We start from the raw sequence: 15,477 nt of genomic DNA on the forward strand, positions 1-15,477 counted from the left end.
GTGACCATGAGCGCCGAAGACCCAACAGTACAAGCCAAGAACATTTGGTCAGACGCCCTTACGCTGCTGAAGCATAAGAAGTCCCTTTCCCCTCGTGACAAGGGATGGCTGGAGGGGGTAACGCCCGAAGCCGTATATGGTACGACCATCGTGCTCTGCGTCGATAACGCCAGCACGCGGCAAGCGCTTGAAAACGAACTCATGCAGGCGCTGCTCGAAGCGCTGAAGATCGTCACCGGTCAGGATATGTTCCCGGCATTCAAGATCGTGCCGCAGCAGACGGCACCGGAACCGAAGCCTGAGTCCAAGCCGCAGCCGAAGAAACCCGCCAGCCACGTTGAGGAACAGCCCGAACTGCCATTGAACGGCCCGTCCCCGTCCCTTGACGATCTGGGTAAGGAGCCTTTCGGAACCGCAGGGCCGGTGCCGACCGTTCCTTCGGCATTGCAGCCGCAGGTCAGTGGCGATGCGGAGGGGCAGTATGGCGTTGACCGCAACAAGGTCCAGCGCGATCCCGAAACGCATCTCAATAAGAATGCGACATTCGACACGTTCGTTCCCGGCGATTCCAACCGTTTCGCCCGCACCGTGGCATTGGCAGTGGCGGAAGGTTCCGGCAAGGATTTCAACCCGCTGTGTATTTACGGCGGATCCGGCTTGGGTAAAACCCACTTGCTGAACGCCATCGGCAACTACGCGCTGGTCAAAGACCCGACGCTTAAGGTGCGTTACGTCAATAGCGAGGAATTCCTGAACGAGTTCATCGAGGCGTTGCAGATCCCTTCGCAAAGCCAGGGGCGTATTGCGGAGTTCAACCGCCGATACCGCAGCGTCGACGTGCTGCTCATCGACGATATTCAGTTCCTTGGCGGCAAGGAAGCGACCCTCGAACAGTTCTTCCATACGTTCAACGCGTTACATCAGGCGAATAAGCGTATCGTCATCGCGTCCGATGTGGCTCCGAAGAACCTCAAGGGCTTCGAGGCCCGCCTCATCTCGCGCTTCGACTCCGGGTTGACGGTGGATGTCAAGCCGCCGGATCTGGAAACCCGTATCGCCATTCTTCGCATGATGGCGTCCATGAACCACAGCAATATCCCGAACGACGTGCTTGATCTGATCGCCGAGCGGTTTACGGAGAACATTCGAGAGCTTGAAGGCGCTCTGACCAGAGTGACCGCTGTGGCTTCGCTGAGCAATCAGCCGGTGACGCGAGCCATGGCCGAGCAGACGTTGCAGGATTTCTTCACCACCGATGTGGAGATTAAGCCCACGGACATCATCAGCCAGGCCGCGAAGTACTTCCATCTCACCTTTGACGATATCGTTGGGCGTTCGCGTATGAAGAACATCGCGCTTGCACGTCAGATCGCCATGTATCTCACGCGAGAAATGACCAGCATGAGTCTGGTGGATATCGGCAAGGTATTCGGTGGCAAGGACCATACCACGGTTATGCACGCCTGTGACCGTATTACCAATGAAATGCAGCAGCGTCAGGATATCTACAACTACGTTATGGAGCTTACGGTTCGATTGAAGCAGGGATCCAACTAACCTACCGAAGCACATACGCCTGCCGTCTCTCAGAACGATTCTGAGAGACGGTTTTTGCATGTTTTGCGGTAATCCACATATCGTTCGGATTTCGGTTCGTCAGAACGATTCTCCCAGCCGCAACACTCCGGCGAAGCCGGTAAAAATTAAAAAAGTTATCCACATAGTTATTCACAAATGTGGGTAAAGCCTGCGGATAACCCGTGGATGACTCCACATTTCGCTGTGGATAACTCGTGGACAACTTTGCACCGAATGTGGATAACCGTTCTCGTGCAAAACGCCTGTGGATAACCGGCCATGTTGTCCACATGACTCTTCGAGTTATCCACAATAAGAGGGTTATCCACAATGCTACATGTGAGAACGGATTGCGAACGTTATCCACATATCCACCGGACCTTATTATGAGTATTACTGACGTAGTTACCTCAACTAATCTTCATAGCAATAATGCGCCGACTGAGCCGATTCTGAAAGCATCCGCAAGTCGCTACAATGATTTTCAGTTCAAGAAATACCCGTTCCACGGGTTCTTCCCAGTGAAAGCAGGCTTTTATGAAGGTTGAAGTCAATTCCGGCGCACTCGCCGACGCAGTAGCATGGACGACCAGGGTCATTGATGCTCGTCCTTCCAACCCAATTCTTGCCGGCATCCGGCTTGAAGCAGCAGATGGTGCCCTACGGCTTTCCGCCTTCAATTACGAAATTTCTGCCCGCGACCATATCGAAGCTGGAGTCGACGAATCCGGCAGCATCCTCGTGCTTGGCAAGCTGCTCGCCGACATCACCAAATCACTGCCATCCGAAAAAACCTATCTTTCGGCCAACTCCACCACGTTGACCATCACCTCCGGCAAATCGACGTTCACCATGCAGCTGATGCCGAACGCCGAATACCCCGATTTGCCGAGCATGCCAGGCATGCTCGGCCAGGTCGACGCACCGACCTTCATACAGGCAGTATCTCAGGCCTGCGTCGCAGTCTCCCGCGAAGAAAACCGCCCCGTGCTGACAGGCGTGCGCATGCAGTTCGACGGCGACAAGGTGGTGCTGACATCCACCGATCGTTTCCGCCTGGCCCGCGCCACCTTCTCCTGGAGCCCCCAGGATCCGACCGTGCACACCACTACGCTCGTCCGTGGCTCGCTGCTTCGCGATGTCTCCCGTTCCCTTAACGAACGTCAGAACCTCACCCTTGATTTCGATACGGAGAACCCGTCCCTCCTCGGCTTCGACAATGCCGGGCGCTCCTCCACCTCGCAGCTCATCGACGGCGAATTCCCCGCAGTCGACAGACTGTTCGCCGACGACTATCCGATTCAAGCCGTCATCGACAAGCAGTCCCTGATCGGCGCCATCAAGCGTGTGGCCCTGGTCGCCGAACGTGACGCCCCCATTCGCATGGTCTTCTCCGGGCAGGAACTCACCTTGAGCGCCGGTGCCGTGGACGAAGCGCAGGCAAAGGAAATCATCGACGTCGATATGGATGGTGACGACATCACCGTCGCCTTCAACCCGTCGTACCTTATCGAAGGTCTGAGCGCCATCAGCGAACCGTATGTCCGCATGAAGCTCACCACCGCCGTAAAGCCCGTGGAATTCAACGGCCAGCAGGAAGCCGACTCCGACGAGTCGATGGATTACCGCTATCTGCTCGTTCCGATGCGATTCAACAACTGAATCACAGCCTCCATCTACCCCGACTGACAGCCATGTATATTTCGCGCCTCGCTCTTGACCATTTCCGTTCCTGGAATCAGGTCGTAGTGGACTTTACGCCTGGAGTGAACGTGCTGTATGGGGCGAACGGTCTGGGCAAAACCAATCTGGTCGAGGCCGTGGAGGTTTTGTCTACCGGCGGCAGCCATAGGGTGAACTCCTCGCTGCCGCTGGTGGAACGCGGGTATGGCAAAGCGACCATTCGAGTCAATGCCAATACTGCCGAAACCACCACCTACGAGGTGACGATTGCAGCGCGTGGCGCGAATCGTGCACGAGTGAATTCCGGGCCGTCGCAGTATCTTCGCGATGTGGTCGGTCTGGTGCCGTCTGTCTCGTTCACACCGGAAGACCAGCGTTTGATCAGCGCGGATCCGGCCACGCGCCGCGGTTTCCTCAATCAGAGTGCCGGTATGCTGATTCCCGGGTACACCGGTCGGCTGCAGCGGTTCACGCAGATCGCACGCCAGCGTGCAGCACTCCTGAAGCAGCTTGGTCAGCATGAAGGCTCAGCGGATGCGGTATTGAGCGGACTGGAGGTTTGGACGGGGCAATTCATCGAAGCCGGCGTCGCCCTGACCAGAATGCGTAACGAGGTGATGGGGATTCTGGCGACCCCGTTCTCCGATATCTATGCACGCCTTGCCTCGGGGCACGGCAAAGCGGAAATCGTCTATGAGCCGTCGTTTGTGGAAGTCCGCGACTGTGATACTCCGGAGCTGAATATCTCCGAACATTTCCAGCGTCTATACCCGGGCGAGGTGTCTCGCGGCATGAACCTCATCGGCCCGCAGCGCGATGATTTCTCGGTGTTGCTCGATGGCGAGCCGGCTCGTGATTTCGCCTCGAACGGCGAGATGTGGACCATGGCGCTGTCGCTCAAAATGGCGTTGTTCGAGGCGATCGCCGAATCTCGCGGCATCAGGCCCATTGTGATTCTCGATGATGTGTTCGCGCAGCTGGATGAATCTCGTAGGCATCAGATCCTCGATTTCGCCAATGATCAGGATCAGGTGCTGGTCACCGCTGCCGCGGCGAGCGATATTCCGCAAGACGATAGGGCGAATATCATCGACGTCGCCTCGCTGAAGGAACAATCGGATATGTTCGGTGCGATGCCCATGCCGTCAGGAAGCGGTTCGCTATGAAACCGCCGATAACGGTGACATTGAAGCTGGACCAGCGCACCCTGCCAGCTCAGGTGTTCGAACGATATGCGCGGCGTGAGGATTCGCGCAAAATCAGGGCCATTCGAGCGGAACTCGCATGGGAGAACTTCGGCAAACCGGGGCGCGACCCGGTCAAACTCGGTGGCGTGGCGACGGTTATCGCGAAGAACGGCAATTGGATGCCGTATCTTAAGATCTCCCAGCTGAACAACCATTGGGATCAGGTGGTTGGTCCTGGCGTGGCGCAGCATTCCCATGTCGTGAGCCTGCGCGACGGAGTGCTGACCATCGCGGCCGAATCCCAGGTATGGGCCACGCAGCTTACGTTTCTTATTCCGCAGCTCACCGATACCATCACCAGAAAACTGGAAGGGCTGCCCATTACCGATATTCGGGTGAGGGGGCCCTCCGTGGGGTACAGCAGAAAATGGGGCAAACGTCGTTAACGGCTGTATATAGTGCTCGTCGCGGTGCGTGAGTAGAATCACATGCAGTATAGTCAAAACGTCTCAAGGGGCCTTAGAAGGCGTTTTTGAGGTAATGGACCGCGAAAAACCCCTTCGCGAGCCAGTGACGCAGGAAGGAAGCTCCTTGGCGGATTCGCTGGAGAATGCTACGAGCAAAGAAGAACAGCTCAAAGCCGTAGACGAACATATCAATAATGCCGAATTGCAGGATGGCGAGCTCGACGAGTCAATGACTCCCGAACATTACGACGCCTCCGATCTTAAGGTTCTTGAAGGTCTTGAGGCCGTGCGTATCCGCCCAGGCATGTATATCGGATCCACCGGTCCTCGCGGCCTGCACCATCTGGTGTATGAGATCGTCGATAATTCGGTGGATGAGGCGTTGGCAGGTTACGCCAGCCATATCGAAGTCACGATTCTGCCGGATAACGGCATTCGCGTCGTGGACGATGGCCGTGGCATCCCCGTCGATATCGTGCCGGGCGAAGGTGTCTCCGGCGTGGAAACCGTGATGACCAAGCTGCACGCCGGCGGCAAGTTCGGCGGTGGCGGCTATGCCGTTTCCGGCGGTCTGCACGGCGTGGGTATCTCCGTGGTGAACGCGCTGTCCACCCGCGTGGACATCGAAGTGCGCCGCCAGGGATTCCACTGGACCCAGACCTATAAGGACCAGCACCCCACGGCACCGCTGGCGCAGGGGCAGCCCATGACAGACGACGAGTCCACCGGCACATCCGTCACCTTCTGGGCCGATCCGGCGATCTTCGAGACCACCACATACGACTTCGAGACGCTGCGTAGCCGTTTCCAGCAGATGGCGTTCCTGAACAAGGGCCTGAAGATCACGCTGACCGATCTTCGCCAACTGGACGAAGCCGGCGACGAAGTGGCCGGCGACGGCGACAATGCCGCCGAGGAACTGCATCAGACCGCCACCTACCAGTACGTCAACGGCATCAAGGATTACGTGGACTATTTGGTGAAGTCCCGCAAGGCCGTGCCGGTGGAGGACGAGGTCATCAACTTCGACGCCGAAGACCTCAAGCTGGGCATCTCCGCGGAAATCGCCATGGAATGGACCACCGCGTATTCCGAATCCGTGCACACCTTCGCGAACACCATCTCGACCACCGAGGGCGGCACCCACGAGGAAGGCTTTAGAGCCGCGCTGACCTCACTGGTGAATCGTTATGCGCGTGAGAAGAACATCCTCAAGGACAAGGACGAGAACCTGTCCGGCGATGATGTACGCGAAGGCCTGACCGCGGTGGTGTCCGTCAAGCTCACCAACCCTCAGTTCGAAGGCCAGACGAAAACCAAACTCGGCAACTCCGAAGCCAAGACCTTCGTGCAGCGTGTGATGACCGACAAGCTCGGCGACTGGTTCGACGCGCATCCGAGCGAGGCGAAGAACGTCATCCAGAAGGCCATCGAAGCGTCCCGCGCTCGTCTTGCCGCCAAGAAGGCCCGCGAAAACACTCGACGTAAGTCGATTTTCGAATCCGCCGGCATGCCGGACAAGCTGAAGGACTGCCAGTCCAACAATCCGGAGGAATGCGAGCTGTTCATCGTGGAGGGTGATTCCGCAGGCGGTTCCGCCATCCAGGGGCGCAACCCGATCACCCAGGCGATTCTGCCGCTGCGAGGCAAGATCCTGAACACCGAGCGCGCAAGCCTTGACCGCATGATGAAGTCCGACACCATCGAATCGCTGATCACCGCGGTCGGCGGTGGTTACGGCGAGGACTTCGATATCAACAAGGTGCGCTACCACAAGGTCATCATCATGGCCGATGCCGATGTCGATGGCGCTCATATCGCCACGCTGAACCTGACCTTGTTCTTCCGCTATATGCGGCCGATGATCACGGCCGGTTACGTGTATGTGGCCATGCCGCCGCTGTACCGACTCAAGTGGACCAAGGGCGCGCATGATTTCGTCTACACCGACGCCGAGCGCGACCGTGTGCTTGCCGAAGGCAAGGCGAAGGGACGCCAGCTGCCGAAGGGCGAAGGCATCCAGCGCTACAAGGGTCTGGGCGAGATGAGCTATCAGGAACTGTGGGAAACCACCATGGATCCGGAGCATCGTATTTTGAAGCAGGTGCAGATCGAGGATGCGGAAGCCGCGGACGAGACCTTCTCCATGCTGATGGGCGACGAGGTTGAACCGCGCCGACTGTTCATCCAGCGCAACGCGCGCAACGTCAGCTGGATCGACGCCTAACCGGCATATTGCATCTCCTCTTGCGCTTCGAACATCACGGCCGATGCGCAAGAGGGCCAGAAAACGTAACGGGGGAAGCCTTGAACGGCTTCTCCCCCAGCCGGTTGTGTGACCGGCAGCTCCTTGTTGGAGGAGCATAGCTACGGAGGAAAAGTGGCAGACGAAAACAACAATGACAACGGTCAGTTCGTGCCGGACGGCTCGATGGAACCGCTAAGCCCGCAAGAGGCCGACAACACCGATTACGGCCTGATGGTCGGCGAACGCATCCAGGTGCGTGATCTGCAGACGGAAATGCGCGAATCGTACCTCGCCTACGCCATGAGCGTGATCGTGGATCGAGCGTTGCCGGATGTACGCGACGGTATGAAACCGGTGCATCGCCGCGTGGTGTATGCCATGTACGACGGCGGCTACCGTCCCGATCGTGGCTATTCCAAGTGCGCGCGCGTGGTCGGCGAGGTCATGGGTAAATACCATCCGCACGGCGACTCCGCCATCTACGATACGTTGGTGCGTATGGCGCAGTCCTGGTCCATGCGCTATATGCTGGTCGACGGTCAGGGCAATTTCGGCTCCCCCGGCGACGATCCGGCTGCGGCAATGCGTTACACCGAATGCCGCATGGCGCCGCTCGCCATGGAAATGGTGCGTGATATCGACAAGGACACCGTTGATTTCCTGCCGAACTACGACGGTAAGACGCAGGAACCGACCGTACTGCCGGCACGTTTCCCGAATCTGCTGTGCAACGGTTCCTCCGGTATCGCAGTCGGCATGGCCACTAACATTCCGCCGCACAACATGCGTGAGGTCGCCGAAGGCGTGCATTGGGCGCTTGACCACCCGGAGGCAAGCCGTGAGGAGCTGCTCGACAACCTGATTCGCATCATCAAGGGACCGGATTTCCCGACCGGTGCCACCATTCTCGGCCATAAGGGCATCGAACAGGCCTACCGCACCGGCCGCGGCCTGATCACCATGCGGGCCGTCGTCAACACCGAGGAGATCAAGGGCCGCATGTGCCTGGTCGTCACCGAGCTGCCGTATCAGGTCAACCCCGATAGACTGGTCGCCTCCATCCGCGAAGCGGTGCGCGACGGTAAGATCCAGGGCATCGCCGACATGCGTGACGAAACCTCCGGCCGTACCGGTCAGCGCCTGGTGCTCGTGCTCAAGCGCGACGCGGTTCCGAAGGTCGTGCTTAACAATCTGTACAAGCATTCCCAGCTGCAGCAGACTTTTGGCGCCAATATGCTGGCGCTGGTCGACGGCGTGCCGCGGACGCTGAGCCTTGATGCGTTCATCCGCCATTGGATCAACCATCAGATCGACGTGGTCGCCCGTCGTACCGCCTACCTCAAGCGTGAGGCGGAGGAACGCGATCATATTCTGCAGGGTCTGCTGAAGGCGCTCGACGCCATCGAAGAGGTCATCAAGCTGATTCGCAGCAGCCAGGGGCGTGAGGACGCACGTCCGAAACTGATGGAATTCCTCGACATCGATCAGGTTCAGGCCGATGCCATCCTGTCGATGCAGTTGGTGCGACTGGCCAATATGGAAGCGCAGAAGATCGTCGACGAGCATAACGAGCTGATGCGCAAGATCGCCGACTACAACGATATTCTCGCCAAGCCGGAACGCCAGCGCAGGATCGTCGGCGACGAGCTCGACGAAATCGTCGCCAAGTATGGCGATGAGCGTCGCACCAAGATTCTGCCGTACAGCGGCGAGATGAACGTCGAGGATCTCATCCCCGAAGAGAACGTGGTGGTCACCGTCACCCACTCCGGTTTCATCAAGCGCACCAAGGCCGACGAATACCGTGCGCAGCACCGTGGCGGCAAGGGCATCAAGGGCGCGAAACTGCGTGAGGATGATGTGGTCGATCACTTCTTCCTGACCAGCACGCATAACTGGCTGCTGTTCTTCACGAACAAGGGTCGCGTCTACCGTCTCAAGGCGTATGAGCTGCCGGAAGGCTCGAGGGATTCCAAGGGGCAGCATGTGGCGAACCTGCTGCAGTTCGGGCCCGACGAGACCATCCAGACCGTGCTGTCGATTCCGAATTACGAGGTCGCCAAGTACCTGGTGCTCGCAACCCGTTCCGGCAAGGTCAAGAAGACCGCGCTTGCCGAGTACGACTCTCCGCGTCAGGGCGGTCTGATTGCAGTGCGTCTGATGACCGACGAGAACGGCGAAAACGCAGACGAACTGATTGGTGCCGCACTGTGCAACGCCGACGACGACATCATGCTGGTGTCCAGAAAGGGCATGAGCCTGAAATTCACCGCCAACGACGAACAGCTGCGCCCGATGGGCCGACAGACCGCCGGCGTGCAGGGCATGAAATTCCGCGACGGCGACGAGTTGCTGGCTATGGACGTGGTGTGGGGCGATTCCGACAAGGATCTGCTCGTGGTCACCGATGAGGGCTTCGCCAAGCGTTCCGCCGTCAGCGAGTATCGTCTGCAGGGGCGTAACGGTTACGGCGTCAAGGCGTTGCAGCTTGCTGAAGGCCGTGGATCGCTGGTCGGCGCGCTGATTGTTTCCGAAGATGACCAGGTGATGGCCATTATGAAGTCAGGCAAGGTGATTCGTTCCGATGTGGCCGAGGTCAAGCGCACCGGCCGTAATACGCAGGGCGTTACGCTGGCCAAGCCGGATAAGAATGACGAGATCATCTCCATCGCATTGAACGCCGAGAAGGATGATGCCGACGATCAGAACGACGTTCAGCCCGCCCAGTCCGAACAGTCGGATTCCGCCGAGCAGCAGGCCGAACAGCCCGCTGACGTACAGAATGTGAACACTGAGTCGGATGGCGAGTAATCGTCGGTAAAGATTGCTAGTCTCGGCTACAGATAGCGAATCATGAAGGAGCAACATGAGCGACGACAAGCCTGAAGAGAACGTGACCGCCGAAACCGCCGAGGCGCCGGCGAACACCAACGCGACCGAGGCGGTCGAACCGGTCGATCAGCCGCGCGGCCTGGATGACGCTCCGCGTGAGGCCCGTTCCGTGTCGAGCCAGTCCACTGCCAGCGAGAAGTCTCACACCTTCCCCACGGCGACTTCGACCACGCCTACCGGCGTTCCCGTGCGTCCGGCTCCGTCCGGCAAGCGTGGCACGCCGCGCGCACGCCGCATGAACCTGTCGCTGACGCGTTTGAACGCGTGGAGCGTTGCCAAGGTGTCCTTCATGATGTCGCTTGCGTGGGGCATCATCCAGATCATCGCGGCGGGCCTGGTGTGGATGCTGCTGAACGTCGTCGGCGTATTCGACCAGCTGACGCAGATCGTCGCATCCACAGGTCTTGACGCAGGCGGTTTGAACCTGACCGATGTGTTCTCGTTGAGCTCGGTGCTGTCCGCGGTGACGATCTTCTCCATCATCGAAATCGTGCTGTTCACTCTGCTCGCGGCCATTGTCGCTCTGATCTATAACGTCGTGAGCTCCCTGGTGGGAGGCGTGCACATCACGCTTGGCGACGACTGAGTCGCGGCGGGCGGCAGCAACGCGCAACGGGTGGCGGATTATTCCGCCGCCCGTTTTTTATTGTCGGCAACGGGTGGTGCCAACGTTCATCCGGCATACTGCAAAGCCGACCTGGTGCTGCGGCAGGTATGCCGGACTGCTCAGGGGCGGATGATGCTGTTCGTATGAGGCCAACGACTCGCCGCATGCCGTGGAACCGATCGGCCGTGTGTATGAGCGGAACGGATACCAGGCAATAGGCCACCAATAGGCCGACTTGTATGATGTGATATGGCTCACAATCTCCGGTTGAACACGAAACATGCCGATTGACGAATCGGAATCGGCGTGTATAGTAAACAGAAGGCTCGATGAGGAGGACCTCATTGAACTCAAAACCAAACAAGTAAACGCAGAAGTTTGCGGTTTGCCTGAATGTTTGCAGTGATGCGAACGGGCAGGTGATTCACAGATTGAAGCACCGAAATCCCTTTACAACGGATCGTGAGGCACGTACCTGCCTCTGAAAGGATTGCAATTATGGCAGAAGTCGTATTCGACCACGTCACTCGTATCTACCCGGGCAACGACAAGCCCTCTGTGGATAATCTGAATCTTGATATCAAGGATGGTGAGTTCCTTGTGCTCGTCGGTCCGTCCGGCTGCGGCAAGTCCACCACCCTGCGCATGCTCGCTGGCCTTGAGGAAGTGAACAAGGGCAGCATCCGCATCGGTGATAAGGATGTCACTACCATGCAGCCGAAGGATCGCGACATCGCAATGGTGTTCCAGAACTACGCGCTGTACCCGCACATGACCGTTGCCGACAACATGGGCTTCGCCCTGAAGATCGCTGGCACTCCGAAGGACGAGATTCGCAAGCGTGTTGAGGAAGCCGCCAAGATCCTTGATCTGACCGAGTACCTCGACCGTAAGCCGAAGGCTCTGTCCGGTGGTCAGCGTCAGCGTGTGGCCATGGGCCGTGCAATCGTTCGTAAGCCGAAGGTCTTCCTGATGGATGAGCCGCTGTCGAACCTCGACGCCAAGCTCCGTGTGCAGACCCGTACCCAGATTGCCGCCCTGCAGCGTCAGCTGGGTGTCACCACCCTGTACGTGACCCACGATCAGACCGAGGCTCTGACGATGGGTGATCGTATCGCCGTCATCAAGCTTGGCATCCTGCAGCAGGTCGGCGCTCCGACCGAGCTGTACGATCGCCCGGCCAACGTCTTCGTCGCAGGCTTCATCGGCTCCCCGTCGATGAACATCAACACCCATCCGGTGGTGAACGGCAAGGCGAAGATCGGTGAGGACACCGTGGATCTGCCGGCCGAGGCCGTCAACAAGCTGACCGCCGAAGACAAGGGCCAGATCGTCGTCGGCTTCCGTCCGGAAGACGCCTCCCTGGCTACCTCCGACGATCCGAACGCCTTCTCCCTGAAGGTCGTCAACGTCGAGGATCTCGGCTCCGATGGCTACATCTACGGCAACATCATCACCGACGGTTCTGCCGCCGAGGCCACCCAGGTCATGTCCGACCAGAACAAGCTCACCACGGTTCGTGTGAACCCGCGTGCGCTGCCGAAGGTTGGCGACGTCGTCAAGATCAAGATCGATCCGGCCAAGATGCATCTGTTCGCTCCGTCGACCGAGCTGCGTCTGAACTGAGTCGAGTGACAGGCCGCAAGGCCGGTCGTATCGGACTTGACCAGATTCTCGACTGAGCTGGTCAACCATTAAACGAGACGTTTTCTCTTCCTCTCTAACCGTCTCGTTGAAGAAGCCCCGCTATGACGCGGGGCTTCTTTTTTATGTGCGCGTTCACGTATCCCCGTTCTGAGACGAAACAGCATATTCACGATTCCATGGGGAGGTGGCGAGGGTAGAATCATGAGCCATGACCCCTAATCCAATTGATGTGTCCCAGCTGGACCCCCGTGTCGCCATGGCGACTTCTGTGAATGCGGAAAGCGAATCGGAGAACGCGGCGGAACCGCAGGCTCTGAAGATTACCGCGGCAAGTTCCAACCCGAAGATGTTCACCCTACCGTGGTCCGAGCCGCTTGCCTCCTGGCCGCAGGATCTGCTGGCGAATCTTCCGAGAGGTATTTCAAGACACGTTGTGCGTTTCGTGCATGTAGGCGACGAAGTCTACGCAATGAAGGAAATCACCCGGCAGATGGCCGAACGCGAATATGAGAATCTTCGCCGTCTGCAGAAACTCGAACTGCCCGCCGTCACGCCGATCGCCGTGGTTACCGGTCGTCATGATCACAATGGGGAACCGCTGGAAGCCATTCTGGTCACCAAGCATCTGAAGTTCTCGTTGCCGTACCGTGCGCTGTTCGCACGCAATCTGCGTCCGGATACCGCCGAACGACTGATCGACGCCCTGGCCGTGCTCATGGTCCGTCTCCACCTCGCAGGCTTCTATTGGGGTGATGTGTCCCTGTCCAACGTGCTGTTCCTGCGTGATGCCGACGCATTCACGGCATTCCTGGTCGATGCCGAAACCGGCGATCTGCAGATCAACCTGACCGAAGGCCAGCGCGAATACGATATCGATTTGGCTCGCACCAACATCATCGGCGAACTTATGGATTTGAGCTACGGCAAGTTGCTTCCGGGCGACGTGGACGAGATCGAAATCGGCAATCGCCTGGTCGACCGCTACCATTCGCTGTGGAGCGCGCTCACCGATACCGACAAGTTCAAGCCCGATGAGATGTGGAAGATCGAAAAGCGCGTCAACAAGCTGAACGAGCTTGGCTTCGACGTTGACGAGCTGGAAATGAAGACCACGGAGGACGGCAAGCGTGTGCTGGTCCGCCCGCGCGTGGTGGACGCCGGTTACGCGTCACGTAAGCTGCTTCGCCTTACCGGTCTTGATGTGCAGGAGAATCAGGCGCGTCGATTGCTCAACGACCTTGACGCATACCGTGCGTCCACTTGGCGTGAAGGCGAGGATCTGGAAATCGTGGCAACCGATTGGATGCGCGAAGTGTTCGAACCGACCGTCCGCATGATTCCACGCGAATACCGCTCGCAGATTCAGCCGGCGCAGTTCTTCCATGAGATTCTGACCCATCGCTGGTATCTTGCCGAGCATGCCGGGCATGATGTGCCGATGGTCGAGGCCGTGAAGAACTATATCGACAATGTGCTGCCCAACTACAAGCTTGACGACAAGGCCATCAGCGCGCTGTTGGAAGAGGCGGATTCCGGCGTCATCGATGATGAAAGCACGTATGGCGACGACGGATACGATCCCGACTACGATCCCGACGCAGCCGTGTGGAGTCACTGATCTGTTGCTTGTCAGCCGATAGACGAGCCGGAGGTTTTTCTCCTCTCCCCCAAGGCAACTTGCTGCGGCAACCGTGAAGCTACACATCCCGTTCAGGTTGAGACCTGGACGGGATGTTGTATATGTGTACGTATGTGCGCAATGCATGCGCATATAAGAAACCCCGGTGCGGTTGGCACCGGGGAGAAGAAAAAGGAGAAGGAAGAGATGAAGATTGAGTTATGCGAGGCTGTGGAGCTCCGCCCGAATTGCTTCGGTATTTGATATATAACCACCCGTTGCTGTGTCTAACACTGGGTTTTCCTGGAAGTTCACCGCTATACGCTGAGAAAAGCCATAAAAAATCGTCCCATGGATTCCATGGGACGATACGAAATGGTTTGCCTCCTTGCAGGAGAAGTCAGCGGTCAGCTGCCTTACGGCGTTCGTTGGCCACGGCATACAGGCTGATGCCGGCCGCGACGGACGCGTTCAGGGACTCCACCTGACTGGAGATCGGAATGCCGGCGATGGCGTCGCACGCCTCACGAACCAGACGGCTGAGACCCTTGCCTTCCGAGCCGAGCACCACTACCAGCGGATCGGTTTCGAAACCGGTTTCGCCAACCAGCTTGTCGCCGCCGCCGTCAAGACCCACCACATAGTAGCCGCGAGCCTTCAACGCTTCGATGGCCTTGGTGAGGTTGACTACGCGGCATACCGGCAGATGGGCTGCGGCGCCCGCCGAAACCTTCCACGCCGCGGCGGTCACCGAAGCGGAGCGGCGCTCCGGTAGAATCACGCCATTGGCGCCGAATGCGGCTGCGGAACGAATCACCGCACCGAGATTCTGCGGATCGGTCACCCCGTCCAATGCGATGAACAGCGGCCTGGCGCTGATGCGTGCCGCAGCGGAGTTCGCAGCTTCCATGGCGCGGGATTTCTTGTCCGCACGATCGGCAAGCTCCGCCAGCGAGGAATACTGGTATGGCTCGACCTTGAGAATCACGCCCTGATGGTTGCTGGACCTGGCGATGCGATCCATCTCCAGTCGGTCGGCCTCCATCATGCGCAACCCGTGGGCGCTTGCGATTTTCACGATTTCACGAGTACGGTCGTCATGTTCGATGCGGGACATCACGTACAGCGTGTTCGACGGTACGCCGACGCGCAACGCCTCGAGGACGGAATTGCGGCCGAATACCAGATCCGTGGTGTTGCCTGTCGAGAACTTGTCGGCGCGGCGTCGAGCCGCCAGTCGCGGATCGGACATCTTGCGTCGGTCGGCGGCCTTCTTGGCCGCATATGCCTTGTGATACACGCGATCTTCGGCTTTGGGCGTCGGCCCTTTGCCTCGAAGTGCGTTCCTATGCTTTCCACCCGACCCCTTGGTCGGTCCTTTCTTAAGTGCCATGCGTCCCATTGTCCCAGCACCCCGCGTCATACCGGTACGGCGTTGATGGCGTGGAACACCGGTGTCGATACGGAACGGCACCTTGATAACCGTTGCTATCAAGGTGCCGTTGGATGTCGATTGTCGTTCATTCCACGGTTGAACGACAATCGGTGGG

Annotated in this window: 10 protein-coding genes; 9 read left to right on the top strand and 1 reads right to left on the bottom strand. The window is 58.5% G+C overall.

What is annotated here, in order from left to right; all coding sequences use genetic code 11:
- The first annotated feature begins 6 nt into the window (after positions 1-6).
- The 9 genes from dnaA to BBAG_RS00045 all read left to right on the top strand — a co-directional run bounded on the left by dnaA (position 7) and on the right by BBAG_RS00045 (position 13,927).
- Entirely contained in the window at positions 7-1,557 is a 1,551-nt protein-coding gene (gene dnaA / locus BBAG_RS00005) for a chromosomal replication initiator protein DnaA (protein WP_003825300.1), read from the top strand.
- Between the two features lie 558 nt (positions 1,558-2,115).
- A complete protein-coding gene (dnaN, locus tag BBAG_RS00010; protein WP_003825302.1) occupies positions 2,116-3,240 on the top strand; it encodes a DNA polymerase III subunit beta in 1,125 nt (374 codons plus the stop codon).
- A gap of 32 nt (positions 3,241-3,272) precedes the next feature.
- Positions 3,273-4,427: a DNA replication/repair protein RecF gene (gene recF / locus BBAG_RS00015; protein ID WP_003825304.1), complete on the top strand. Its 1,155-nt coding sequence runs from the start codon at positions 3,273-3,275 to the stop codon at positions 4,425-4,427.
- Positions 4,424-4,894: a DUF721 domain-containing protein gene (locus BBAG_RS00020; RefSeq protein ID WP_003825306.1), complete on the top strand. Its 471-nt coding sequence runs from the start codon at positions 4,424-4,426 to the stop codon at positions 4,892-4,894. The genes recF and BBAG_RS00020 overlap by 4 nt, the downstream gene beginning before the upstream one ends.
- Positions 4,895-5,051: 157 nt before the next feature.
- Complete coding sequence (gene gyrB / locus BBAG_RS00025; RefSeq protein WP_152595333.1) at positions 5,052-7,142, top strand: DNA topoisomerase (ATP-hydrolyzing) subunit B; 2,091 nt, start codon at positions 5,052-5,054, stop codon at positions 7,140-7,142.
- A 153-nt stretch (positions 7,143-7,295) separates the two neighbouring features.
- Positions 7,296-9,974 carry a DNA gyrase subunit A gene (gene gyrA, locus BBAG_RS00030; protein WP_033508748.1) on the top strand — a complete coding sequence of 893 codons (2,679 nt, stop codon included), beginning with the start codon at positions 7,296-7,298 and terminating at the stop codon, positions 9,972-9,974.
- A gap of 55 nt (positions 9,975-10,029) precedes the next feature.
- Positions 10,030-10,641 carry a DUF3566 domain-containing protein gene (locus tag BBAG_RS00035; protein ID WP_003825313.1) on the top strand — a complete coding sequence of 204 codons (612 nt, stop codon included), beginning with the start codon at positions 10,030-10,032 and terminating at the stop codon, positions 10,639-10,641.
- 519 nt (positions 10,642-11,160) lie between these two features.
- Positions 11,161-12,288, top strand: coding sequence for an ABC transporter ATP-binding protein (locus BBAG_RS00040; RefSeq protein WP_003825318.1), 1,128 nt, complete (start codon positions 11,161-11,163; stop codon positions 12,286-12,288).
- Between the two features lie 229 nt (positions 12,289-12,517).
- Positions 12,518-13,927 (top strand): DUF4032 domain-containing protein, encoded by a 1,410-nt coding sequence (locus tag BBAG_RS00045; RefSeq protein WP_003825320.1) that lies wholly within the window; start codon positions 12,518-12,520, stop codon positions 13,925-13,927.
- A 400-nt stretch (positions 13,928-14,327) separates the two neighbouring features.
- Here BBAG_RS00045 and rlmB read toward each other — a convergent pair whose 3' ends face one another.
- Entirely contained in the window at positions 14,328-15,320 is a 993-nt protein-coding gene (gene rlmB / locus BBAG_RS00050; protein WP_033508751.1) for a 23S rRNA (guanosine(2251)-2'-O)-methyltransferase RlmB, read from the bottom strand.
- Positions 15,321-15,477 lie beyond the last annotated feature (157 nt).

It is taken from the genome of Bifidobacterium angulatum DSM 20098 = JCM 7096, assembly GCF_001025155.1.
GTDB classification, from domain to species: domain Bacteria; phylum Actinomycetota; class Actinomycetes; order Actinomycetales; family Bifidobacteriaceae; genus Bifidobacterium; species Bifidobacterium angulatum.

What these genes read in the sequence shown, in the direction of transcription:
- dnaA (WP_003825300.1), top strand. Translation starts at nt 7, where the DNA reads ATGAGCGCCGAAGACCCAACAGTACAAGCCAAGAACATTTGGTCAGAC.
- dnaN (WP_003825302.1), top strand. Translation starts at nt 2,116, where the DNA reads ATGAAGGTTGAAGTCAATTCCGGCGCACTCGCCGACGCAGTAGCATGG.
- recF (WP_003825304.1), top strand. Translation starts at nt 3,273, where the DNA reads ATGTATATTTCGCGCCTCGCTCTTGACCATTTCCGTTCCTGGAATCAG.
- BBAG_RS00020 (WP_003825306.1), top strand. Translation starts at nt 4,424, where the DNA reads ATGAAACCGCCGATAACGGTGACATTGAAGCTGGACCAGCGCACCCTG.
- BBAG_RS00035 (WP_003825313.1), top strand. Translation starts at nt 10,030, where the DNA reads ATGAGCGACGACAAGCCTGAAGAGAACGTGACCGCCGAAACCGCCGAG.
- BBAG_RS00040 (WP_003825318.1), top strand. Translation starts at nt 11,161, where the DNA reads ATGGCAGAAGTCGTATTCGACCACGTCACTCGTATCTACCCGGGCAAC.
- BBAG_RS00045 (WP_003825320.1), top strand. Translation starts at nt 12,518, where the DNA reads ATGACCCCTAATCCAATTGATGTGTCCCAGCTGGACCCCCGTGTCGCC.
- rlmB (WP_033508751.1), bottom strand. Translation starts at nt 15,320, where the DNA reads ATGGCACTTAAGAAAGGACCGACCAAGGGGTCGGGTGGAAAGCATAGG.